Origin of the sequence: Pseudomonas sp. BF-B-15, from assembly GCF_019946675.1 — a bacterium.
Lineage (GTDB): Bacteria > Pseudomonadota > Gammaproteobacteria > Pseudomonadales > Pseudomonadaceae > Aquipseudomonas > Aquipseudomonas migulae.
The window spans coordinates 23,712-47,213 of sequence record NZ_JAGYFZ010000013.1; the positions used below are offsets into that span (position 1 = coordinate 23,712).

Sequence of the window (23,502 nt, forward strand, 5' to 3'; positions counted from 1 at the left end):
TGGAGCCTCACCATGCCAGCTCTCTACGTGATGATCCCGGCCGCACTGCTGATCGTCGCCATCGCGGTCTACATCTTCTTCTGGGCGGTCGACAGCGGTCAGTACGACGACCTCGACGGCCCGGCCCACAGCATCCTGTTCGACGACCAGGACCCGAACCACACCGCAGCGGTCGACGAGGCCAGCGGCCATCCGACCAAACCGGACGACAAGGCGCCCCCGCATGTTTGAGCTGGCGCCACTGCTGGTGTCGGCGGTCATCCTGGGCCTGCTCGGCGGCGGGCATTGCCTGGGCATGTGCGGCGGTTTGATGGGCGCGTTGACCCTGGCGATTCCCAAGGAACAGCGCAGCCGCCGGTTTCGATTGCTGCTGGCCTACAACCTCGGGCGAATTCTCAGTTACGCAGCGGCCGGCCTGCTGATCGGCCTGGCGGGTTGGGCGGTGGCGAACAGTCCGGCGGCGATGTTCATGCGTATCCTCGCCGGATTGCTGCTGATTGCCATGGGGCTTTATCTCGCTGGCTGGTGGAGCGGCCTGACCCGCATCGAAAGCCTCGGTCGCGGTCTGTGGCGGCATATTCAGCCCGTCGCGAACAAGCTGTTGCCAGTGTCGAGCCTGCCGCGAGCCTTGTTGCTCGGCGCGCTCTGGGGCTGGCTGCCGTGCGGGCTGGTTTACAGCACGTTGCTGTGGTCGGCGAGCCAGGGCAATGCGCTGGACAGTGCATTGCTGATGCTCGCGTTCGGGCTGGGCACCTGGCCGGTGTTGCTCGCCACGGGGCTGGCGGCCGAGCGGGTCACGGCGCTGTTGCGCAAACGGTACGTACGCATGACGGGTGGCTTGCTGGTGATGCTGTTTGGCATCTGGACCTTGCCGGGGCCGCATCAGCATTGGCTTATGGGGCATTGATCGGCGGCGCGGCCTTCGCGGGCAAGTCGAATCGTCGCACCGCTCGCTCCTACAGGGGAATGTAATTCAACGTAGGAGCGAGGCTTGCCCGCGAAGAGGCCCGCACCCACAACACAAATCCTGACCGTTGATGCAAATCAAGATGCCCCAACGCCGCACCCCATAGACTTGCCGACACTGCCAGCCTATCCGGGGGAATGCCCGCATGATGCTCGACGCCATTCGTTGGGATACCGATCTGATCCGCCGTTATGACCTGGCGGGACCGCGTTACACCTCCTACCCGACCGCCGTGCAGTTCGATGGTCATGTCGGCACCTTCGACCTGTTCCATGCGCTGCGCGAAAGCCGCAAGGCCCTGCGTCCTTTGTCGCTGTATGTGCACGTGCCGTTCTGCGCGAACATTTGCTACTACTGCGCCTGCAACAAAGTCATCACCAAGGATCGCGGCCGCGCCCTGCCCTACTTGCAGCGCCTGGAGCAGGAAATCCAGCTGATCGCCTGCCATCTCGACCCGGCGCAGAAGGTTGAGCAATTGCACTTCGGTGGCGGCACACCGACCTTTCTCAGCCATGACGAACTGCGTCAGCTGATGGCCCAGTTGCGTAAAAGCTTCAATTTGCTGGAGGACGATTCCGGCGACTACGGCATCGAGATCGACCCGCGCGAAGCCGATTGGTCGACCATGGGCCTGCTGCGCGAACTGGGTTTCAACCGGGTCAGCATCGGCCTGCAAGACCTCGACCCAGCCGTGCAGCGCGCGGTGAATCGCCTGCAAAGCCTGGAGGAAACCCGGGCGGTGATCGACGCCGCACGGACGCTGCAATTTCGCTCGATCAACATTGACCTGATCTACGGTTTGCCAAGGCAGACACCGGAGAACTTCGCCCGCACGGTCGACGAAGTGATCAACCTGCAACCGGACCGCCTGTCGGTGTTCAACTACGCGCACTTGCCGGAACGCTTCCTGCCGCAACGGCGAATCAACAGCGACGAATTGCCGACGCCGGCACAGAAGCTGGAAATGCTCCAGCGCACCATCGAACAGCTGACCGCCGCCGGCTACCGTTACATCGGCATGGATCACTTCGCCCTGCCCGACGATGAGCTGGCAATTGCTCAGGAAGAATCAACCCTGCAACGCAACTTCCAGGGCTACACCACTCACGGCCATTGCGACCTGATCGGCCTCGGCGTCTCGGCCATCAGCCAGATTGGCGACTTGTACTGCCAGAACAGCAGCGACCTGAATCAGTACCAGAACGCCTTGGCTTCAGCACAACTGGCCACCAATCGCGGCCTGCTGTGCAATGCCGATGACCGCCTGCGGCGGGCGGTGATTCAACAAATGATTTGCAGTTTCAACCTGGAGTTCGCTGATATCGAGAAGGCTTTCAACATCGATTTTCGCGGTTACTTCGGCGAATTGTGGCCGCAACTGCAACGCATGGCCGAAGACGGACTGATCGAACTGAACAATGAACGGATCACCGTATTGCCGGCCGGACGGTTGCTGGTGCGTTCGGTGTGCATGGTGTTCGACGCGTACCTGGAGCAACAGAATCGCCAGCGGTTTTCGCGGGTCATCTAACGTTCCAACAGCAGGGAAGTCGTCTTCAGCACTTGCTCAGGGGTCAGGCTCGCCTGCGAGATGGCTTTGGACAGCACCATATTGGCCGTGATCAGCCCGCCATTGAGGGTGGTGATGGTCGCTTGCAGCGCGCCGAGCTTGGCCCTGCGTTCTTCTGCTGAAAGTCGCTTGTCTGCCATTACCGCTTGCATGCTCGCGACTTTCTCGGCGATCTGCTTCTGTATTCGGCGAATCATTTTCAGGATCTGTTGAATGTTTTCCGGCAACCCGCTTTCTTCAATGTCCTTGTTGTCATCGTGGGAACTGGCAGCCTTGGTCAAACCGGCGCCAGACAACGAGACTTTGATGCCTTCAGCCACGGGCGAAGTGGCCGGGCCAATGGCGATTGCCGAGTCTTCGCCGGCCAGGCCGTTTGCGGGCTCATGCAGCGTTTGCACGCCACTGTTGCCGGGGTTGAGCACGCCGATGGTGGCCATGAAACGAGTACCTGCGCATAGGTTGATGCCAAGTTATCGGCCACCGATAGCGGCGCTTTACCATGGCGTGACAAATCGGCACAGCGCTGGCCTGAACGTCTTCCGGTGAGGTACCCTTACGTCTTATGTGTGCTTTCCCACAAGGATTTAAGAAATGTCCGAGCCAGTAAAACTGCGCGCTCATAACCAGGCCCATTGCAAGGACTGCAGCCTGGCTCCCCTCTGCTTGCCACTTTCTCTGAATCTGGAAGACATGGATGCGCTGGACGAAATCGTTAAACGTGGCCGCCCACTGAAGAAGGGCGAGTTCCTGTTCCGTCAGGGCGACGTTTTCGACTCCGTTTATGCAGTACGTTCTGGCGCCTTGAAAACCTTCAGTCTCAGCGATGGCGGTGAAGAACAACTCACCGGTTTCCATCTGCCGAGCGAGCTGGTTGGCCTGTCGGGCATGGACACCGAAAAGCATCCGGTCTCGGCGCAGGCGCTGGAAACCACCTCGGTTTGCGAAATTCCGTTCGAACGCCTCGACGAACTGGCGCTGCAACTGCCACAACTGCGCCGTCAGTTGATGCGCGTGATGAGCCGTGAAATCCGCGACGATCAACAGATGATGTTGCTGCTGTCGAAAAAAACCGCTGACGAGCGCATCGCCACCTTCCTGGTCAACCTGTCGGCACGCTTCCGCGCTCGCGGCTTCTCGGCCAATCAGTTTCGCCTGAGCATGTCGCGCAATGAAATCGGCAACTACCTGGGCCTGGCGGTGGAAACCGTGTCGCGGGTGTTCACGCGCTTCCAGCAGAACGAGCTGATCGCCGCCGAAGGCAAGGAAATCCACATCCTCGACCCGATCCAGCTCTGCGCCCTCGCCGGCGGTTCGATCGAAGGCTGATTACGACCACGGCGGCTGAGCGAAACGGTTCAGCCGCCGTTATACTGCGACGTTTGCAGCCTGCCAGGACACCTAGACAATGGTCTTCGACTCCTTCGACATCAAATCCCTGATCCGCCCGGTGATCGACTTCCCGAAACCGGGCGTCATTTTTCGCGACATCACCCCGCTGTTCCAGTCGCCCACGGCCCTGCGCCTGGTGATGGACAGCTTTGCCCACCGTTATGTCGAGGCTGATTTCACCCACATCGGTGCCATGGATGCCCGTGGTTTCCTGATCGGTTCGGTGCTGGCCTATCAGTTGAACAAGCCGCTGGTGCTGTTCCGCAAGCAAGGCAAACTGCCGGCGGATGTGCTGGCCGAAGGTTATGCGACCGAGTACGGCGAAGCCTTCCTCGAAGTCCACGCCGACAGCTTGTGTGAAGGCGACTCGGTGGTGATGTTCGATGATTTGATCGCCACCGGCGGCACGCTGATTGCGGCGGCGAACCTGATTCGACGCATGGGCGCGCGGGTGCATGAAGCGGCGGCGATTATTGATCTGCCGGAGTTGGGTGGGTCGCAACGCCTGGAAGACATGGGGATTCCGACGTTTTGCCTGACGCAGTTTGCCCTGAGCGATAAATAAGCTGCGTCTACAAAGGCCTCTTCGCGGGCAAGCCTCGCTCCTACAGGATAATGCGACCCCTTGTAGGAGCGAGGCTTGCCCGCGAAGGCGTCAGCAGCAACACCACAACACTCAAAGCCCCATCTGCTTACTGATGATCTCGTTCATCACTTCCCGTGTCCCGCCACCAATCGACAAGATGCGATTGTCCCGGTACAGCCGCTCCACCAGGCTTTCACGCATATAACCCAAGCCCCCCAGAATCTGCACCGCATCCGTGGTAATCCGATCCGCCGTGTCCGTCGCGAAATTCTTCGCCATGGAAATCTCCTTGATCACACTCTGCCCCGCCGCCATTTTCGCCGCCTGGCGGTAGGTGAACTCCCGTGACACTTCCAGCGCCGTAGCCATTTCGGCGAGGCGATGCTTGAGCACCTGAAACTTGCCAATGGGCTTGCCGAACGCTTCACGCTGTCGGGCCCATTTCAGGCTTTCCTCCAGCGCCAGTTGCGCGGTCATGTTGGCCATCAGCGCCAACGCCAGGCGTTCACTCTGGAAGTTACCCATGATGCAAGCGAAGCCCATGTTCTCCGCGCCGATCAGATGGCCTACAGGTACGCGGCAATCGTCGAAGAACAACTCGGCGGTGTCCGACGCCCACCAGCCCATTTTCTTCAACTGACGGCCTACGGTGAACCCTGGCGTGCCCTTCTCGATCAGCAACAGGCTGATGCCACCGAAACCGGGCGCACCGGTGCGCACCGCAACGGTGTAGTAATCCGCACGCACGCCACTGGTGATAAAGGTTTTGCTGCCGCTGACCCGGTAGACATCGCCGTCACGCACGGCGCGGGTTTGCAGGTTGGCCACGTCGGAGCCACCGCTGGGCTCGGTGACCGCCAGGGCACTGATCTTCTCGCCAGCCAGTACGGCCGGCACGACGCGATCGCGAACTTCCGGCCTGGCCCATTTGAGAATGGGCGGCAGACCGATGTCCAGCGACCCCAACCCGGCGACCAGACCGCCAGAGCCGCAGCGCATCAACTCTTCGCTGGCGGCGATCTTGGCGAACAGATCACCTTCATGGCTGCCACCCAGGGTTTCGGGGTAACCGATGCCCAGGATCCCCGCTGCACCGGCCTTGAGGTAGAGTTCGCGGGGAAAGCTTTCGGCTTCTTCCCACTGGTCGATGTCCGGAAGAATCTCGCGTTCGACGAAACGTCTGACGCTGTCGCGGACCAATTGGTGGCTGGGGTCGAAGTATTCCTGGAAGGCAGGCATCGGCGAACTCCATGGAAGGGTTCAGCGACGTTAACCGAGCGCTTGCTTGGTTTTCAACAGGATTGTGTGAATCAGATGGACCGAGGTGCTCCCTTCGCGGGCAAGCCTCGCTCCTACAGGTTTTGCATAGCCCTTGTAGGAGCGAGGCTTGCCCGCGAAGGCGTCAGTCCAGACGCCACACACTACAAAGCGATCGGCTTACGCCCCGCAAACGAATGCGCCAACGTCCCGCCATCCACCAGTTCCAGCTCGCCACCCAACGGCACGCCGTGGGCAATGCGCGAGGCGATCAGGCCTTTGTTGCTGAGCAACTGGGCGATGTAGTGCGCCGTGGCTTCACCCTCGACCGTCGGGTTGGTCGCCAGGATGACTTCGGTAAAAGTGCCTGCCTCTTCGATCCGCGCCAGCAATTGCGGAATCCCGATGGCTTCCGGCCCCAGCCCGTCGAGCGGCGACAGGTGGCCCTTGAGCACAAAGTAACGACCGCGGAAACCGGTCTGCTCCACCGCGTAGACGTCCATCGGCCCTTCCACCACGCACAGCAAGGTGTCGTCGCGGCGGTTATCGGCGCATTGCGGGCACAGGTCGTCTTCGGTCAGCGTGCGGCACAACCGGCAATGCCCCACCCCTTCCATCGCCTGGCTGAGTGCCAGGGCCAGTCGCGAGCCACCGCTGCGATCACGCTCGAGCAGCTGCAACGCCATGCGTTGGGCAGTTTTCTGACCCACACCTGGCAAAATTCGCAGGGCATCGATCAGTTGGCGAATCAAAGGGCTGAAGCTCATGGGGAAACGTCCGACAAAACAACGAGACGCGGTTTATACCCGCGCCTCTCTTTAGCGTCAAATACTCAGTCCTGCGCGACGCGCACCACCAGTTTGCCGAAGTTGCGTCCCTCCAGCAGGCCGATGAACGCCTCGGGTGCATTCTCAAGACCCTCGACCACATCTTCGCGGAATTTCACCTTGCCGTCGCGCACCCACGGCGCCATGGCGCTGACGAATTCCGGCTGACGATCACCGTAGTCGTCGAACACGATGAAGCCCTGAATCCGCACACGCTTGGTCAGCAAGGTGCGCTGCAATTGCGGCAGGCGATCCGGACCGGTCGGCGCCTCGCTGGCGTTGTAGGAAGCGATCAGGCCGCACAGTGGAATCCGCGCCTTGGGGTTGAGCAACGGCACCACCGCGTCGAATACCTTGCCGCCGACGTTCTCGTAATAAATGTCGATGCCCTGGGGACACGCCTGAGCCAGCTCATCGGCGAAGTCGGGACACTTGTGGTCGATGCAGGCATCGAAACCCAACTCGTCCACCACATAGCGGCACTTGTCCGCGCCACCGGCCACACCGACCACACGCAGGCCTTTGATCTTCGCCACTTGCCCGACCACTGAGCCCCCCGCGCCGGACGCCGCCGCGACCACAAGGGTTTCTCCAGAGGCTGGCTGGCCGATGTCCATCAAGCCCATGTAGGCGGTCATGCCCGGCATGCCGAGCACACCCAGCGCCATCGACGGGCTCGGCAGCCCGGACGGCACCGGAATGATATTGCGACCGTCGCTGATGCTGTGGCTCTGCCAGCCGGTAGCGCCGACGACCAGGTCACCTTGCTGAAATTTCGGATTCAGCGAGCGCTCGACACGGCTGACGGCGCCACCGGTCATCACTTCGTCGATGGCCACCGGCGCCGCATAGGACGGCGCGTCACTCATTCGGCCGCGCATGTAGGGGTCCAGCGACAGGTACAGGGTTTTGAGCAATATCTGGCCATCCGCCAGGTCCGGCAGTGCTTCCCGTTCCAGGCGAAAATTCTCCGGCGTCGGTGCGCCCACCGGGCGGGACGCCAGGACGATACGTTGGTTGAGGGTCAATGCTTGTGGCATGTGAGCGTCTCCTTTGATCGATGAATTTGGCGGTATAGGGAAGCAGACCTTTGTGGCGGTCGGGTGTTCGATGTTTCTGTCGGGGACCGCGTCGCTTTCTTCGCGGGCAAGCCTCGCTCCTACAAGAGCGACGCATGACCTGTAGGAGCGAGGCTTGCCCGCGAAGGCGTCCCCACAGACACTACATCTCCAACAGACAGAAACAAAAATGCCAGGCGCAATGCCTGGCATTTTTTTGTAGCTCATCCGACGCGCTTTGGCGAATCAGAACGGCAGCTTCATCCCCGGTGGCAGTTGCATGCCAGCGGTCATGCCGGACATTTTGTCCTGGCTGTTGGCTTCGATCTTGCGCACGGCGTCGTTGACGGCGGCGGCGAATACGGCCTCAAGCATCTCTTTGTCGTCTTCACTCAGGCCTTCGACCAGGCTCGGATCGATGGTCACGCGCTTGACGTCGTGACGACCGGTCATCACCACGGTGACCATATCGCCACCAGCCTTGCCGGTGACTTCGGCGTTGGCCAGCTCTTCCTGCATCTTGGCCATTTTTTCCTGCATCTGCTGCGCCTGCTTCATCAGGCCGGCCATGCCACCTTTCATCATGGGAATCACCTCAAAGTACTTGGATAAAAACAGCGCCCGGCCCTTTCGGCCGAACGCCTTCAGTTATTAGCCCTGACTGACCAGGGCTTCGACAGGTTCAATAGTATCGTTACGGACCACCGCACCGAACTGCTGCATCATTTGCTGGATGAACGGATCACCGTGGATCGACTCTTCCGCCTCGCGCTGACGGTTGGCACGACGCCGGGATGCGGCCTGGGCCGGGGTCTCCTGCTCGGGCTTGATCAGTTCCATGCTCAGGGTCAGCGTGCGCCCGTGAAACTGGTTCAGCGCATCGTTGAGACGACGTTGCTGGGTCGCGTTGAACAAGGCGCTATGGGCCGGGTCCAGGTGCATCAGCCAGTGGTCACCTTCCACGGAGATCAGCGTGCAGTTGGCGGCGATGCTGCCGGTCATGCCGGAAATCGGCAGTTTCGGGAACAGTTCCAGCCATTGCAGGGCCAGACCGGTGGCGGGCATCGCGGCCGGCTCAGGTTCAGGTTCCGGCGCGGGTTCGGCGGCATGTTCACTCGCCAGTTCGTCGAGGTAGCTGTACGCCGAATCCATGTCCGGTTCGATGTAGTCCTCGTCCAGCGGCGGCTCGTCGTCGGAGTCGATGCCCCGTGTCCCGGCGTCGACGTCGGCCACGGAAGGTTCCGGGATCGGCGCAGCGGCCCATTCCGGCGCGTCTGGCACAACGCTGTCAGGCGTCGGCAACGGCATCGGGGGCAATTCGGGTTGTTCAGCGGCGGTTTCCAGCACCGGCTCGACGGCCGGCTGCTGGACGACTTCGGGCTCTACCGGATCATTCCACGGCAGGTCGACGACCGCTTCGACCGCTACCGGCGCAACAACGGGCTCCGGCACGATGACCGGTTCCGGCACGACAACGGCCGCAACCGGCTCAGGCTCGGGAGCAACCACCGGCGCGACCGGCGCGGCAACAACCGGTGCAACTGCCGCAGCGACTACCGGCGCAACAACCGGCGCGGCAGCCACTGAGTTTGCGGAATCAACTGTGGCCTGGCTGATCCCCACTGGCTTTAGCGGTTGCCTCGGCGCATCCGCGGTGTCCGCCGGGCGGAACGCGAGCATCCGCAGCAAGACCATTTCGAAACCGCCGCGCGGGTCCGGCGCCAGCGGTAAATCGCGGCGGCCGATCAGGCCCATCTGGTAATAAAACTGTACGTCTTCGGCCGGCAAGGCCTGGGCCAGCGCCAGCACCCGATCACGGTCGCCGTGACCGTTGTCGACGCCTTCAGGCAAGGCCTGGGCGATGGCGACACGGTGCAGCACGTTGAGAATTTCCGAGAGCACGCCGTTCCAGTCCGGGCCTTGTTCCGCCAGATGGCGGACAGCCTCGAGCAACGCCTTGGCGTCGCCTTCGATCAGCGAGTGCAGAACGTCATAAACCTGACCGTGATCGAGCGTGCCAAGCATCGCCCGTACATCGGCGGCCATGACCCGACCTTCACCGAAGGCGATCGCCTGGTCGGTCAGGCTCATGGCATCGCGCATCGAACCGTCGGCGGCACGGCCCAGCAGCCACAGCGCGTCGTCTTCGAACGGTACGTTTTCGACGCCCAGTACGTGGGTCAAATGCTCGACCACCCGTTCAGGGGTCATGTTCTTCAGCGAGAACTGCAGGCACCGCGAAAGAATCGTTGCAGGAAGTTTCTGCGGGTCAGTGGTCGCCAGGATGAACTTGACGTAGGGCGGCGGCTCTTCGAGGGTTTTCAACAGCGCATTAAAGGAATGACTGGAGAGCATGTGCACTTCGTCGATCAGGTAGACCTTGAAGCGACCGCGGCTCGGGGCGTACTGCACGTTGTCGAGCAGCTCGCGGGTGTCCTCGACCTTGGTCCGGCTCGCGGCGTCGATCTCGATCAGGTCGACGAAACGGCCTTCATCGATCTCGCGGCACACCGAACACTCGCCACACGGCGTCGAAGTGATACCCGTTTCACAGTTCAGGCATTTGGCGATGATCCGCGCGATGGTGGTCTTGCCGACCCCGCGCGTGCCCGTAAAGAGGTAAGCGTGGTGCAGCCGCTGGCTGTCCAAGGCATTGATCAGAGCCTTGAGCACATGGGTCTGGCCGACCATTTCGCGGAACGAGCGCGGACGCCATTTACGTGCAAGAACCTGATAACTCATCGAAAACCATCGCCACTGGGAAGCAGAAGCGGCTAATGCTAGCGGAGCAAGGCCAAAATTGCATCCGGCGCGCTCGTCTAATCTGGCTAAGCTGCACTTGCGGTGATTTTTATCGGCTCGATTTTCATCGATAGCGGAGCGTTTATGCGGCTGGCCTTGGGGGCACTGCTGTTGATGAGTCTGAACGTCATGGCTGCCAACGCGCCGCTGCGCTTCGTGGTGCCCGACAGTTGGGCGATGCCGATGGTGCAGCTTTATCAAGGCCAGCCGACCCAGGGCATCCTGCATGACGTGATGGTCAGCCTCGCGACCCAGGTTGGCGTTCCGGCCGAGTTTCACGTACTGCCGCGGGCCCGGGTGCAAAATGCCATGGAGCACGGCGAGATCGATGTCCGCTGCTACGCCGCGCAAACGTGGTCGCCAAACCAGTCCGGGGACTACATCTGGAGCATTCCGCTCTGGACCCAGCCGGACGTGCTGATCAGCCGGCACGAGTTGCAGGCCTCAATCGATCCAGCGAATTTGCCGCAACAATCCATCGGTACGGTGCTCGGCTACAGTTACCCCACCCTGCAACCACTGTTCGACGCCGGGCGCCTGCTTCGCGAGGACGCGCGCAATCAGGAACAGGTCCTGGAAAAACTCATGGCCGGACGCTATCGCTACGCCGTGAGCAATCAATGGACACTGGACTGGTTCAATCAGCGTCTGCTACCTGAGCAGCAACTGCAAGGCGTTGCGGTGCTGCAAGTGCAGAGTGTCGGTTGTTACGTGCGCAATGACCCGAAAGTGCCCGTGCAACGCATCCTGCGCACGTTGCTGAGGATGAAAATGTCCGGGGAAATCGATGACATTATCCGCCTCTATGTCGGCAAACCCTGAACCTGTGGGAGTGAGCCTGCTCGCGATTGCGTACTTTCAGCCAGCACTTGCGTGATAGACACACCGTCATCGCGAGCAGGCTCGCTCCCACATTTGATCTTCATAGGTCTGATAGCCTCAGGCTGTTTGATCGAGCGCTCGCCATTGCGCCGGCGCGACAAAACCTTCGACCCAACCCGGCACATCAACCGCCGGCATCGGCCGGGCAATGAAATAGCCCTGGGCAACGTCGCACCCCAACTGCATCAACAGTTCGCCGTGCTCGATACTTTCCAGCCCTTCGGCGATCACTTGTCGGCCAAACGCGCGGGCCAGGCCAATCACTGCGGTGGTGAGGGCCAGGTCGTCGCGGTCATGCAGAATGTCGCGGATAAACGACCTGTCGATCTTGATGGTCTGGGTGCGCAAGCGCTTGAGGTAGTTCAAGGACGAATAACCGGTGCCGAAGTCGCCCAGTGAAAACTGCACGCCGAGCGCCTGACAGGCCTGCAGACAGGCGCTGACATGCTGGATGTTTTCTATCGCCACCGACTCGACGATTTCCAGATCGAGCATCTGCGGCGCGACCCGGGCATGCCGGGCGAGCACCTGCCTGAGCCGGTCGACGAAATCCGCTCGCTGGAAATGCCGGGCGGCGATGTTGACGCTGATCGGCCAGCCCTGCCCCGCTTGCTGCCAACGGTCCAACTGCATCAACACCTGATCCATCACCCATTCACCGATATCGATGATCAGGTCCGTCTCCTCCACCATCGGCAAAAACTCTCGGGCTGGCACCATGCCATTTTGCGGATGCTCCCAACGCAAGAGCGCCTCGAAGCCGACGACGACACCACGACGCATGTTCACTTTCGGCTGGAAATGCACACGCAGCTCGCCGGCGGCCAACGCCTGCCGAACACGTTCGACGGTCTGGTGAGTGGCCTTGACCTCTCGATCCCGGAACACGTCGAATAAATGAAAGCGGTTGCGCCCGCTCTGCTTGGCCACGTACATCGCCTGATCGGCGTGACGCAGCAAGGTTTCGGCATCTTGATTGTCATCGGGGAACAGGGTGACGCCGATGCTGGCAAATACATTCAGGGTCTTGCCCCGCAACTGGTACGGCGCCGAAATCGCGCCCAACACACGGTTCAGCGCCGCGCGCAGCTCCGGCACATCACGCACATAGCGCAACACCAGCACGAACTCGTCACCGGCCAGCCGCGCCACCACATCCTCGCCGCGAACAATGTCGCGCAAACGCTTGGCCACCTCGACCAGCAACAGATCGCCACTGGCATGCCCGTAGCCGTCGTTGACCGCCTTGAAGCCGTCGAGGTCGAGCATGCACACCGCCAGCGGGATGTTTTCCTCACGCGAGAACGCCAGCGCCTGATCCAGCAGGTCCGAGAGAAACGCGCGATTGGGCAGCCCGGTCAGCACGTCATGACCGACCCGCCATTGCAGGGAATGCAGCAGTTGGCGTTTTTCGCTGATGTCGAAACGGATCGCCAGGTAACGATGAATCCGCCCGGTGGCGTCATCCAGCAGCGGCACCAACGTACTTTCGACCCAATACAGACTGCCATTCTTGGCGCGATTGCAGATCTCGCCCTTCCAGACATTGCCCAGCGCAATGGTGCGCCACATGCCGGCGAAGAAATCAGCGGAGTGCAGGCCGGAATTGAGCAGGCGATGGTTCTGCCCGAGCAGTTCTTCGCGGCTGTAACCGGAGACGGCGCAGAACTGATCGTTGACGTAGGTAATCCGGCCGGTCAGATCGGTCTCGGAAAAGATCGCGGCGGCGTCCACGGCCCTGCGGTATTTCTCATCCATGAGTCAGGCTCACTGTCGCTAGCGGTGGTACCGCTCGACCAGCGCAAAATGCCCGGAAGAGATGTTTTGATTCGTACTGCGCAGAGCCACGTGATCACTCCAGGAACAGCGATTGATGGCCCTTTGGCCGCCGAAGATCAACTAGGCTCAAAGACCCGGACAAAGGGCAGCAACAACGATTTCGATAACATTTTGCAAGGCTTCAGGGAGGCTTTGGCACTCAACTTATTGTTCAAGGGAGCACCGTACTGGCTCTTTCGCATCAGCCAAACTTACGCAAACAGGTCACAAAATACCCTTTGGAGGAGGCAATTCTACGAAATGCATCACATTTTGCAAAGCAAGGTGATGGATCATGCAGTTGTCTAATGCAAAAATCTATCGTTAAGTTCTTGATTCTAAATGGGAATTGAGCGATGCAAATTTCAAGTTTGGGTTCAGCCATTCGGCGTTACCGCAAGGTCGCGGGGCTTACTCAGGCTGAACTCGGCGAAAAAACCGGTTTTGACCCGAAAACCATCAGCCGTTTTGAAACCGGCACCTACACCCCCAGCGTGGAAGCCCTGTTCCTGCTTGCCGGCGTGCTGGGGGTGAAACTGAAAGCCTTCTTCGCAGATTTGGGCGATGAGGATGAACAGCGGGCGTACCTGTTCGGAGTCATCCACAAAGCCACCCCGAAGGATCTGGGAAAGCTGATTGCAGCGGTTGACCAGGCCATGTCCAAGCCTTAGTGGCAGAAATGAAAAAAGGAGGCCGACTTGTCGTGATTCGACAGGTCGGCCTCCTTTTTTGCGCCTGTTTTCAAAACAGAAACGACGAAAAATCCGCCCTGGACGAAATCCATGGCAGAGCAACAAGACGGTATTTTTTGATGAAAAACGCGAGAGAAGGCTCGCGGTGCGTTATGGAGGCAACCCCACCAGCCACACCCCGGCACACAATGTTCCCGCTGTGGCTGCTTCCTTCCGGATCTGACCAGGTTCACGGGTAATCGTTGCGGGGGGACCGATGGGGTCACCATAACGACGCTCACCTGACGGCGAGCCGCGCCATTGTACCTATCTGAGGCGAAGTTACAACCGTTCGGGCGGATTAAAAAATATGAGCGGCTTCAAGGACATGCGCAGTCCTGAAAAGAGCGCAGGCGCCTACAGGTCCTGCACCACTTCATCCGCCCTGCCGCCCTCCTGCTGGATCACCAGATGAATGAAGTGCAACTTGGCAATCACCGCCGGCGGCAATACGAACGGGTAGAAATCCGGCTGGCCCATGCTGCGCGACAGTTCGTTGAGCATGCCGGCGAGTTCGATCCACGCATTGACGAATGACAGGAACGCCGCGCCGCCGGGATGCTGCGGATCATAGAGGGTGCTGGACGGAAATGGCTGGTAGTCGAAATCCATTTCCCGCGCACTCATGCCGAAGCCGAGGGCGGTGTCCACCGCGTCCATCATGTGCAGGTAATGCGCCCAGGTTTCGGCCCAGTCTTCCCAGGGATGCATGGTGGCGTAGGCGCTGACGAAATGTTGCTGCCAGTCGAGCGGCGCGCCTTGCTGGTAATGCCGGTCGAGCGCCTCGGCGTAACTCGCGCGCTCGTCGCCGAACACGTCACGAAACGGTTCCAGCCACTGGCTGCTGGCGATCAGCCGGTCCCAATAATAATGCCCGACCTCATGACGAAAGTGCCCGAGCAACGTGCGATACGGTTCGTGCATCTGCACCCGCACCTGCTCGCGGTGCGCGTCGTCGGCTTCTTTGATATCGAGGGTGATCAGGCCGTTGGCATGGCCCGTGGTCGGTGGCTTGCCTTCGAGGTCGACACCAATGAAATCGAAGGCCAGCCCGCTCTCTTCGTCCACGGTTTTGGGGATGACCTGCAAACCCAGGCTGACCAGTTGCGCAACCAGCCGACGCTTGGCGATTTCGACCTTGCGCCAGCGTTCGTGATTCTCGGGAAGCGATAAATCAGGAATGGTGTGATTCAGGCTACAGGCGATGCACAAGGTTTCGTGATCATTGGCCGGCAACAGCCAGTTGCAGGCGGCCGGGGTGTCGAGATTGGCACAGCGCCGGAAGATACCCGCGCCGGGTTCGGCATCGAGAATCCAGGTATCGGCCTGCGAACCGGGCTGTAACGACGATAAGCGACTCTGTTCAGGCTGATAGCCCAAGGCCGCCGAACAGGCCAGGCACTGACTGTTGCGAAAGAACAGCGACTGCCCGCAGCGACAATGCCAGACCTTGCTGTTGCGCGAACTTTCGCCAATGAAAGGCGCGGCGATGCGTGAGCTGAGCTGTTCGAAGAAGCGGTGCATGGCGATCTCTCCCTGGGCTTGCCAAGACTAGATCATGATTGGTTACCGATCGTTCCCGGATTTTGCGTGATGGCGAATATCGCCTTCGCGAGCAGGCTCGCTCCTACAGGTAACCGCGTTCTTCCAGTAGGAATGCGGTCAAATGTGGGAGCGAGCCTGCTCGCGATTGGCATCAAACAGAAATACCGTGTGTACTCAAAAACGCGACAAACGCCTCTTCATCCAGCACCTTCAACCCCAGCTCATTGGCCTTGGCCAACTTCGAACCGGCACCCGGCCCGGCCACCACGCAATGGGTCTTGGCCGACACCGAACCGGCCACTTTGGCGCCGAGGCTTTCCAGTTTGTCCTTGGCAACATCGCGGCTCATCAATTCCAGCGAGCCGGTCAGCACCCAGGTCTGCCCTGCCAGCGGCAAGCCTTCGACGACCTTCTTCTCGCTCTGCCAATGCATGCCGAAATCGCGCAGCTGCTTTTCAGCGGCCTCAGCGATCTGACGATTTTCGGCGACGGCAAAGAACTCGCGAACCGAATTGGCCTGTTTCTCTGGCAAGGCCTGGCGCATGTCCAGCCAGTCAGCGCCGAACACGCCCTCCAGCGAACCGAATTTTTCCGCCAGTTTCTGCGCCCCGCCCGGCCCGACCGAAGGAATGTGCAGCTTGTCGAGGAAACCGCCCAGCGTGGTGCTCGCCGCAAACTCGGCGCCCAACTCGCCCTGATCCTGAATCTGCAGGCCATGCTTGAGCAGATCGGCGATCACCTGCCGGTTATGCGCATCTTCGAAGAAGCTGTGAATCTCGTGAGCCACTTCCAGGCCGACATCCGGCAAGTACGTGAGCACTTGCGGCAACGCCTGCTGAACCCGCTCCAGCGAGCCGAGGGAGCGTGCCAGCACCTTGGCGGTCTCTTCGCCGACATCGGGAATGCCGAGGGCGTAGATGAAGCGCGCCAGGCCCGGCTTTTTGCTGTCTTCGATGGCGCTTAGCAGGTTCTTGCTCGACAGCTCGGCAAAGCCTTCGAGATCGACGATTTGCTCGAACGTCAGGGCGTACAGATCGGCCGGCGAACTCACCAGACCTTCGTCCACCAACTGCTCGACGCTCTTCTCGCCCAAACCTTCGATGTCCATCGCTCGACGGGAAACGAAGTGAATGATCGCCTGCTTGAGTTGCGCACCGCAGGCCAGGCGACCGACACAGCGATACACCGCGCCCTCGCTGATGGTCTCGCGCCCCTTGCTGCGCTTGACCAATTGTGTGCGTTCGACATGCGAACCGCAGACCGGGCACTGCTCAGGAATCTGCACTGGCCGTGCGTTTTCCGGGCGGCGCTCAATGACCACTTGCACCACCTGCGGAATCACGTCGCCCGCGCGGCGGATGATCACGGAGTCGCCGATCATCAGCCCCAGACGCGCCACTTCGTCCATGTTGTGCAGCGTCGCGTTGGCCACGGTGACGCCCGCCACCTTGACCGGCTTCAAGCGCGCCACCGGCGTTACGGCACCGGTCCGACCGACCTGGAATTCCACGTCGAGCAATTCGGTGAGTTCTTCCATCGCCGGGAATTTATGGGCAATCGCCCAGCGCGGTTCGCGGGCGCGGAAGCCCAATTCACGTTGGGAGGCGATGCTGTTGACCTTGAACACCACGCCGTCGATTTCATAGGCGAGGCTGTTGCGGCGCTCACCGATGTCGCGGTAGTAATCCAGGCATTCATCGATGCCGTGTGCCAGTTTCAGCTCGCGACTGATCGGCATGCCCCATGCCTGAAGCTGCTTCAGATTGCCGATGTGAGTGTCGGCAATCTCCGCCGAAACCTGGCCGATGCCGTAGCAGCAGAATTCCAGCGGACGGTTGGCAGTGATCTTCGAATCCAGCTGCCGCAAGCTGCCAGCCGCCGCGTTGCGCGGGTTGGCGAAGGTCTTGCCGCCGACTTCCAGTTGCGTGGCGTTGAGCCGCTCGAAACCGGCCTTGGACATGAACACTTCGCCGCGCACTTCCAGGGTCGCCGGCCAGCCGGTGCCTTGCAGTTTGAGCGGAATATTACGCACGGTGCGCACGTTGACACTGATGTCTTCACCGGTGGTGCCGTCACCGCGCGTTGCGCCGCGCACCAACACACCGTCCTGATAAAGCAGGCTGACCGCCAGGCCATCGAGCTTCGGTTCGCAGCTGTACTCCACCGCCGCCCCGCCGCCAAACAAGTCGCCGGCTGGCAGGTCGAGGCCTTCAGTCACCCGACGATCGAACTCACGCATGTCGGTTTCTTCGAAGGCGTTGCCGAGGCTGAGCATCGGCACTTCGTGACGCACCTGGGTGAACGCCGACAGCGCCGCGCTGCCGACGCGCTGGGTTGGCGAGTCGCTGGTGATGAGGTCAGGGTTGGCCGCTTCGAGGGCCTTGAGTTCGTGGAACAACCGGTCGTACTCGGCGTCCGGAATGCTCGGCTCGTCCATCACGTGGTAGCGATAGTTGTGCTGATCCAGCTCAGCGCGCAGCTCTAGAATGCGGGTTTTGGCGGCGGTCATGGGTGTTCTCTCATAAAGCAAAAGAGCAGCCGAGGCTGCTCAATCTGTAAATACGGCGGTGACTTTAATTGTAGGAGCCAGCTTGCTGGCGAAGGCGTATTTGAAATCGCCTTCGCCGGCAAGCCTGGCTCCTACAGGGTGCGGGAGTCGCGTCATGAACGCCCGCACATTGCCAATATCAGCGCTTCTGGGTCAGGGCGCGGCGTTCGAATTCGACGATGCGCTGACGGTAATGCTCGATCGTCTGCGCGGTCAGTACGCTGCGCTGGTCGTCTTTCAGTTCGCCGTTCAGCTCCTGGGACAGTTTGCGCGCCGCAGCCACCATCACGTCGAAGGCCTGCTTCGGATGACGCGGGCCTGGCAGGCCAAGGAAGAAGCTCACGGCCGGTGTGCTGAAGTGGTCGATGTCGTCCAGATCGAAGACGCCCGGCTTGACCGCATTGGCCATGGAGAACAGGACTTCGCCGTTGCCAGCCATGCTTTCGTGGCGGTGGAAAATGTCCATCTCGCCGAAGCGCAAGCCGCTTTCCAGAATGTTCTGCAACAGCGCCGGGCCTTTGAAGCCAGCGGCGTCGCGGCAGATCACGCTGATCACCAGCACCTCTTCGGCTTGCGGTTGTTCTTTGTCGCTGACCGAAGGCGAAGACTTGGCATCAACCGGGAAATCGTCGTCACGACTGCTGAAGCTCGGGCCGCCGTCCAGGTCCAGGCTGAGGTTCATGTCGCCTTGCGACGGCTCGCCATGGCCACGCTTGCCGCGCTTGGAACCCGACTCACGGGGCTCACGGGCAGGCATGCTCACCGACGGCAGATCGTGCTCGTCCAGTTGCGGTTCTTTGTGGGTATCCAAAACGCGCGGCGGGCCCAACAGCTCGGCGCTGGTGTCCTCGTCCGGCAAATTGGACAGACTTCGATCAAGACGGAACTTCAGTTTTCCCTTGCCGCCGCGCATACGGCGCCAGCCATCGAAAAGAATACCGGCAATGACAATAATGCCGATGACGATCAGCCACTCGCGCAGACCGATTTCCATGTAATCCCGTGCCTCTATAAAAAATGCTGAAAAATAAGGGGTTTACAACTCGTAAACCGCTTTAAAACGTGGCGCCAACTCTATGTTCTGACAGGCGTTTTGCCCACGTATACGAAAAATTGACATTAAACTAGCACGACCAAAGGCAACTTTACACCGTCTGTCACAATGGCTTGCGCGAATATGTCGATTGGCCAGCAAGTCAAGGAAGGTAAATAAGTCCTACGGACAAAAAATACTCACCCTACAGACGCCGACTCAGGCATCCACCATCGCCATCGCCTCCTCGACATCCACTGCCACCAGACGCGAGCAACCCGGTTCGTGCATCGTCACCCCCATCAATTGATCGGCCATTTCCATGGCGATCTTGTTGTGGGTGATATAGATGAACTGCACCGTCTGCGACATCTCTTTCACCAGCCGGGCGTAGCGTCCAACGTTAGCGTCATCCAGCGGCGCGTCAACTTCATCGAGCATGCAGAACGGCGCCGGATTCAACTTGAAGATCGCAAAAACCAGGGCCAATGCGGTCAGGGCTTTTTCGCCACCGGAGAGCAAATGGATGGTGCTGTTCTTCTTTCCGGGCGGCTGCGCCATGATCGTCACCCCTGTATCGAGTAGATCTTCGCCCGTCAGTTCCAAATACGCGCGCCCTCCACCGAAAACTTTTGGGAAAAGCGCCTGTAAACCGCCATTGATCTGATCAAAGGTATCCTTGAAGCGGTTGCGGGTTTCCTTGTCGATCTTGCGAATCACGTTCTCGAGGGTGTCCAGCGCTTCGACCAGATCGTCGTTCTGCGCATCCAGATAACGTTTACGCTCGGATTGTTGCTGATATTCGTCGATGGCCGCGAGGTTGATCGCGCCGAGGCGCTGAATGCGTGCGGCAATGCGTTCGAGTTCTTCTTCGGCGTCCTTCTCGCTGGCTTCGGTGGTCAGCGTGGCGAGTACGCCGTGCAGGTCGTAACCGTCTTCCAGCAACTGATCTTCCAGGGTCTTGCGGCGCACGGTCAGGGCTTGCCATTCCATGCGCTGGGTTTCCATCTGGCCACGAATCAACTGCGATTGCTGCTCCGCCTGATGGCGGCGTTTTTCGGCGTCACGCAATTCGCGGTCGGCGTCTTCGAGGGCAATCTGTGCGGTCTTGAGTTCTTCATCGACGGTCATGCGCTTGTCGAGCAACTCTTCGAGCTTCAGGCGCAGCTCTTCCAGCGGCGCCTCGCCCTCCTCCAGATTGAGGCTGAGCTGTTCGCGTTTTTCGGTGAGACGCTCGGACTGCATTTCCAGCCGCTCCAGCGCCTGACGCGTCGAGTCGTGTTGCGCCTTGAGCGAACCCAGGCGCACCGCCAATTGATGCGCGTGATCCTTGTGCTGCCGGGCTTCCTGACGCACGCGGTCAAGGCGCTCGCGCAGGCTGTCGCGCTGGGCCAGCAGCAGCTCACGCTGCTCGGTGTCCAACGCCATGGCGTCGAGAGCTTCCTGCAATTGCAGACGTGCTTCGCCGATGTTTTCGTGTTCCAGCGCGCGCTGCTCGGCCAGTTCGGTGAGCTCTTCATCGAGCCGCGTACGGCGCAAGGTCAGTTGCTCGACCTTGGCTTTGCCGGCGGACAACTGGGCTTTCAATTCACCTTGCTGACGCGCTTCGTCCTGCAGCAAACGGCGCAAATGTTCGCGACCGTTTTCCTGCTGACGCTGCTGCGCCCGCAGATTCTGAAGTTGGGTTTCGAGGGTTTCGACCGTGGCCTCGCGCTCTTCGCGTTCGCTGCTCAGACGCTGGATTTCCTGACCGCGAGCCAGCACGCCACTTTCCGCCTCGCTGGCGCGGCGCACCCGTAAAAAGTGCCGGCCGACCCAGTAACCATCACGGCTGATCAGGCTCTGACCGGCGCTCAACTGACTGCGCATTGCCAAGGCCTGTTCGAGGTTTTCAACCGGCTTGACTTGCCCCAGCCACGGCGACAGATCGATCTGCGCCTCGACCTTGTCGAGCAAGCTGCCGGGCACGCGCACGCCATCGCTGGCGGGGCTGAGCAATCGCAAATCACCCTGGGCAAAACCGGCCAGGTCGAAACCGCCGAAATCGTCCACCAGCACCGCTTGCAGATCGGCACCGAGCACGGTTTCCACCGCCAGCTCCCAACCGGCTTCAACCTTGAGGCCTTCGGCCAGGCGTGGACGGTCCGCCAGGTGTTGCTCGCGCAACCATTCCGCGGTGCCGGTGCCCGGATCGAGCGCGGCTTGCTGCAAGGCTTCAAGCGAGGCGAGACGCCCGTTGAGACGCTGCAAATCGCCCTGCGCCTGTTGCTGCGCCGACAACGCTTGCTGCAATTCCTGACGCAGTTGCTCGAGTCGCTCGACCTGCGCTTCTTCGCTGGCCTGCAAGTCTTCGAGCGTGGCCTCGGAAGCGGCCAACTGCTCGCTGAGCTCCATGATCGCCGCGTCTTCCGGGTCCGCCGAAAGCAAGGCGCGTTCTTCGCCGAGACGCTTCTGGCGATCAGCCAAACGCTCCATGCTGGTTTCCAGCTGCTGGATGCGCGACTGCTGGACTTCGGACTGGCGACGCGGTTCGGCGGCGGTCAGGTTGAACGTGTCCCACTGCTCCTGCCAGCCGTGCATGGTGGTTTCGGATTCTTCCAGCGCGGCGGCGGCTTCTTCGGCGGCGGCGCTGGTGACTTCCTGCTCCGGCGTGAGCATGTCCAGCTCTTCGCCGAGGGTCAGCAGCAACGTGCGGTCGTGACCCAGGTGAGATTCGGTTTCCAGACGCGCGCGCTCGGCTTCTTTCAGATCATCCTGCAGCTGACGCAAGCGCTGCTGACCGTGCTGGATGCTCTGCTCGACCCGGGCGATGTCGCCACCGACCGAATAGAAACGCCCCTGCACCAGATTGAAGCGCTCCGACAGGTCATGGTGCCCGTCGCGAAAGCGTTCGATGCTCGCGTCGGCGTTGCGTTGCTCGGCCACCAGCGCTTCGAACGTGACTTCCTGGGTGCCAATGATCGCTTCGCGCTGGCCGACCTGTTCGTTCAAGGCTTGCCAGCGCAGGGCCGACAGTTGGGCCTTGAGTTGACGCTCCTCGCCCTTGTATTCCTGATACTTCTTGGCCGCTTCCGCCTGGCGGTGCAGGCGTTCAAGCTGACGCGTCAGCTCTTCGCGCAGGTCCGTCAGGCGCTCCAGGTTTTCATGGGTACGACGAATGCGGTTTTCGGTCTCGCGCCGGCGCTCCTTGTACTTGGAGATGCCCGCCGCTTCTTCAATGAAGTTGCGCAAGTCTTCGGGCTTGGACTCGATCAGCTTGGAGATCATCCCCTGCTCGATGATCGAGTAGCTGCGTGGACCCAGGCCGGTACCGAGGAAGATGTCGGTGATATCGCGGCGACGGCACTTGGTGCCGTTGAGGTAATAAGTGGTCTGGCTGTCGCGGGTGACTTTGCGGCGAATGGAAATTTCCGCATAGGCGGCGTATTCGCCAAGCAGCGTGCCGTCGGTGTTGTCGAACACCAGCTCGATGCTGGCCTGGCTCACCGGTTTACGGCTGGTCGAACCGTTGAAGATGACATCGGTCATCGACTCGCCGCGCAAGTTTTTGGCCGAGCTCTCGCCCATCACCCAGCGCACGGCGTCGATGATGTTCGATTTGCCGCAGCCATTGGGCCCGACCACCGCCGCCATGTTACTGGGGAAGTTCACCGTGGTCGGATCGACGAAGGATTTGAACCCCGCCAGCTTGATGCACTTGAGCCGCACGCTTAAGCGTCCGTCAGGGCAGAAATCACCAGATCGCAACTGCGCTGGCAATACGCGGTCAGCACGGTGCGAATCAGCGCATGGTCACGGGCGATCACGGCCGCGAGCAAGCGTTCGAACAGTTCCAGATACTCGCTCATCGAGGCCTTGCGCTGCTCCAGGGCGAGGAAGTACGCACGGCTCATGGCCGGTTGCAGATTCTCGACGGTTTCCTGCAAGTACGGGTTGTTGGCAAACCCGTACGTGGCGCGCATCACATTGAAACTGTCGTCGACGAAGGCGTGGATGTCCTGGCGCTCGTAGCTCGCGGTCAGGCGCTGCTGGATCTGCACGAACGGCGCCAGGTCGGCCTGGACTTGCCAGCCAGTGGCCACGGCATTGGCGAGCAGGATGTACATCTCGCCCATCAGCGCGCACAGGCTCTGCACCTTGTGCACGGTGAGTTCGGTCACATGCGCGCCGCGTCGCGGCAGGATCGCGATCAGGTGGCGACGCTCGAGGATCAGCAAGGCTTCGCGGACCGAACCGCGGCTGACATTGAGGGCCAGCGTGACCTTCTGTTCCTGGATGCGCTCCCCGGGCTTCATTTCGCCACGAATGATGCGTTCGGCGAGGTGGTGAGCAATTTGCTCGGCGAGGCTGTCCGGCGCCTTGAACGTCATGGGTGTCCTTCAAATTCTTCGATCTGTACAAGCGGCGCAGTGTAGCGCACATGAGGGGTCATGGCGGAGTGCCCACTCGGCGGTTTTTGGCACGAATCCCGCAAAAAGCAGGCTAACCC

General features: G+C 60.7%; 20 protein-coding genes and 1 other RNA gene. 8 read left to right on the forward strand and 13 right to left on the reverse strand.

Features of this window, described 5'->3' with window-relative positions:
• The first annotated feature begins 12 nt into the window (after positions 1-12).
• The 3 genes from ccoS (at position 13) to hemN (ending at position 2,498) form a co-directional block, all read left to right on the forward strand.
• Positions 13-231: a cbb3-type cytochrome oxidase assembly protein CcoS gene (ccoS, locus tag KGA97_RS06490; RefSeq protein ID WP_223480426.1), complete on the forward strand. Its 219-nt coding sequence runs from the start codon at positions 13-15 to the stop codon at positions 229-231.
• The gene (locus tag KGA97_RS06495) at positions 224-907 is read left to right on the forward strand and encodes a sulfite exporter TauE/SafE family protein (protein WP_008028545.1); all 684 of its coding nucleotides are present in this window, start codon (positions 224-226) and stop codon (positions 905-907) included. The genes ccoS and KGA97_RS06495 overlap by 8 nt, the downstream gene beginning before the upstream one ends.
• A gap of 208 nt (positions 908-1,115) precedes the next feature.
• Entirely contained in the window at positions 1,116-2,498 is a 1,383-nt protein-coding gene (gene hemN, locus KGA97_RS06500) for an oxygen-independent coproporphyrinogen III oxidase (RefSeq protein ID WP_223480444.1), read from the forward strand.
• Here the strand turns inward: hemN and KGA97_RS06505 are convergent.
• A complete protein-coding gene (locus KGA97_RS06505; RefSeq protein WP_223434372.1) occupies positions 2,495-2,974 on the reverse strand; it encodes a hypothetical protein in 480 nt (159 codons plus the stop codon). The two genes, hemN and KGA97_RS06505, sit on opposite strands and share 4 nt — an antisense overlap.
• A gap of 154 nt (positions 2,975-3,128) precedes the next feature.
• Here KGA97_RS06505 and fnr point away from each other — a divergent pair, with 154 nt between their 5' ends.
• Positions 3,129-3,863 (forward strand): fumarate/nitrate reduction transcriptional regulator Fnr, encoded by a 735-nt coding sequence (gene fnr, locus KGA97_RS06510; RefSeq protein ID WP_008028550.1) that lies wholly within the window; start codon positions 3,129-3,131, stop codon positions 3,861-3,863.
• A 79-nt stretch (positions 3,864-3,942) separates the two neighbouring features.
• A complete protein-coding gene (locus KGA97_RS06515; protein WP_008057870.1) occupies positions 3,943-4,491 on the forward strand; it encodes an adenine phosphoribosyltransferase in 549 nt (182 codons plus the stop codon).
• 111 nt (positions 4,492-4,602) lie between these two features.
• Here KGA97_RS06515 and KGA97_RS06520 read toward each other — a convergent pair whose 3' ends face one another.
• The 5 genes from KGA97_RS06520 to dnaX form a co-directional block, all read right to left on the reverse strand.
• The gene (locus tag KGA97_RS06520; protein WP_223480427.1) at positions 4,603-5,751 is read right to left on the reverse strand and encodes an acyl-CoA dehydrogenase family protein; all 1,149 of its coding nucleotides are present in this window, start codon (positions 5,749-5,751) and stop codon (positions 4,603-4,605) included.
• Positions 5,752-5,933: 182 nt separating this feature from the next.
• Positions 5,934-6,536, reverse strand: a complete 603-nt coding sequence (recR, locus tag KGA97_RS06525) for a recombination mediator RecR (RefSeq protein ID WP_223434374.1) — start codon at positions 6,534-6,536, stop codon at positions 5,934-5,936.
• A gap of 65 nt (positions 6,537-6,601) precedes the next feature.
• On the reverse strand, positions 6,602-7,636 hold the full coding sequence (locus tag KGA97_RS06530) for an NADP-dependent oxidoreductase (protein ID WP_223480428.1): 1,035 nt from the start codon (positions 7,634-7,636) through the stop codon (positions 6,602-6,604).
• 264 nt (positions 7,637-7,900) lie between these two features.
• On the reverse strand, positions 7,901-8,239 hold the full coding sequence (locus KGA97_RS06535) for a YbaB/EbfC family nucleoid-associated protein (RefSeq protein WP_008028561.1): 339 nt from the start codon (positions 8,237-8,239) through the stop codon (positions 7,901-7,903).
• Positions 8,240-8,305: 66 nt separating this feature from the next.
• The gene (gene dnaX, locus KGA97_RS06540) at positions 8,306-10,396 is read right to left on the reverse strand and encodes a DNA polymerase III subunit gamma/tau (RefSeq protein WP_223480429.1); all 2,091 of its coding nucleotides are present in this window, start codon (positions 10,394-10,396) and stop codon (positions 8,306-8,308) included.
• A 144-nt stretch (positions 10,397-10,540) separates the two neighbouring features.
• Between dnaX and KGA97_RS06545 the strand changes: the two genes are divergently transcribed.
• Positions 10,541-11,278 (forward strand): substrate-binding periplasmic protein, encoded by a 738-nt coding sequence (locus KGA97_RS06545; protein WP_223434377.1) that lies wholly within the window; start codon positions 10,541-10,543, stop codon positions 11,276-11,278.
• 117 nt (positions 11,279-11,395) lie between these two features.
• Here KGA97_RS06545 and KGA97_RS06550 read toward each other — a convergent pair whose 3' ends face one another.
• Positions 11,396-13,096, reverse strand: coding sequence for a putative bifunctional diguanylate cyclase/phosphodiesterase (locus KGA97_RS06550; RefSeq protein WP_223480430.1), 1,701 nt, complete (start codon positions 13,094-13,096; stop codon positions 11,396-11,398).
• Between the two features lie 66 nt (positions 13,097-13,162).
• Between KGA97_RS06550 and KGA97_RS06555 the strand changes: the two genes are divergently transcribed.
• Entirely contained in the window at positions 13,163-13,465 is a 303-nt protein-coding gene (locus KGA97_RS06555; protein WP_223480431.1) for a hypothetical protein, read from the forward strand.
• Between the two features lie 47 nt (positions 13,466-13,512).
• The gene (locus tag KGA97_RS06560) at positions 13,513-13,827 is read left to right on the forward strand and encodes a helix-turn-helix domain-containing protein (RefSeq protein ID WP_008028568.1); all 315 of its coding nucleotides are present in this window, start codon (positions 13,513-13,515) and stop codon (positions 13,825-13,827) included.
• Positions 13,828-14,010: 183 nt separating this feature from the next.
• Here the strand turns inward: KGA97_RS06560 and ffs are convergent.
• From ffs to KGA97_RS06590, 6 genes are all read right to left on the reverse strand, one after another.
• Positions 14,011-14,107: signal recognition particle sRNA small type (gene ffs / locus KGA97_RS06565), an RNA gene on the reverse strand.
• A 137-nt stretch (positions 14,108-14,244) separates the two neighbouring features.
• Positions 14,245-15,411, reverse strand: a complete 1,167-nt coding sequence (locus KGA97_RS06570) for a putative zinc-binding metallopeptidase (protein WP_223480432.1) — start codon at positions 15,409-15,411, stop codon at positions 14,245-14,247.
• 172 nt (positions 15,412-15,583) lie between these two features.
• Positions 15,584-17,941, reverse strand: a complete 2,358-nt coding sequence (ligA, locus tag KGA97_RS06575) for an NAD-dependent DNA ligase LigA (RefSeq protein ID WP_223480433.1) — start codon at positions 17,939-17,941, stop codon at positions 15,584-15,586.
• A 178-nt stretch (positions 17,942-18,119) separates the two neighbouring features.
• Positions 18,120-18,974 carry a cell division protein ZipA gene (gene zipA / locus KGA97_RS06580; protein WP_008027358.1) on the reverse strand — a complete coding sequence of 285 codons (855 nt, stop codon included), beginning with the start codon at positions 18,972-18,974 and terminating at the stop codon, positions 18,120-18,122.
• Positions 18,975-19,232: 258 nt separating this feature from the next.
• Positions 19,233-22,721, reverse strand: coding sequence for a chromosome segregation protein SMC (smc, locus tag KGA97_RS06585; RefSeq protein WP_192416911.1), 3,489 nt, complete (start codon positions 22,719-22,721; stop codon positions 19,233-19,235).
• 2 nt (positions 22,722-22,723) lie between these two features.
• A complete protein-coding gene (locus KGA97_RS06590; RefSeq protein ID WP_223480434.1) occupies positions 22,724-23,383 on the reverse strand; it encodes a GntR family transcriptional regulator in 660 nt (219 codons plus the stop codon).
• Positions 23,384-23,502 lie beyond the last annotated feature (119 nt).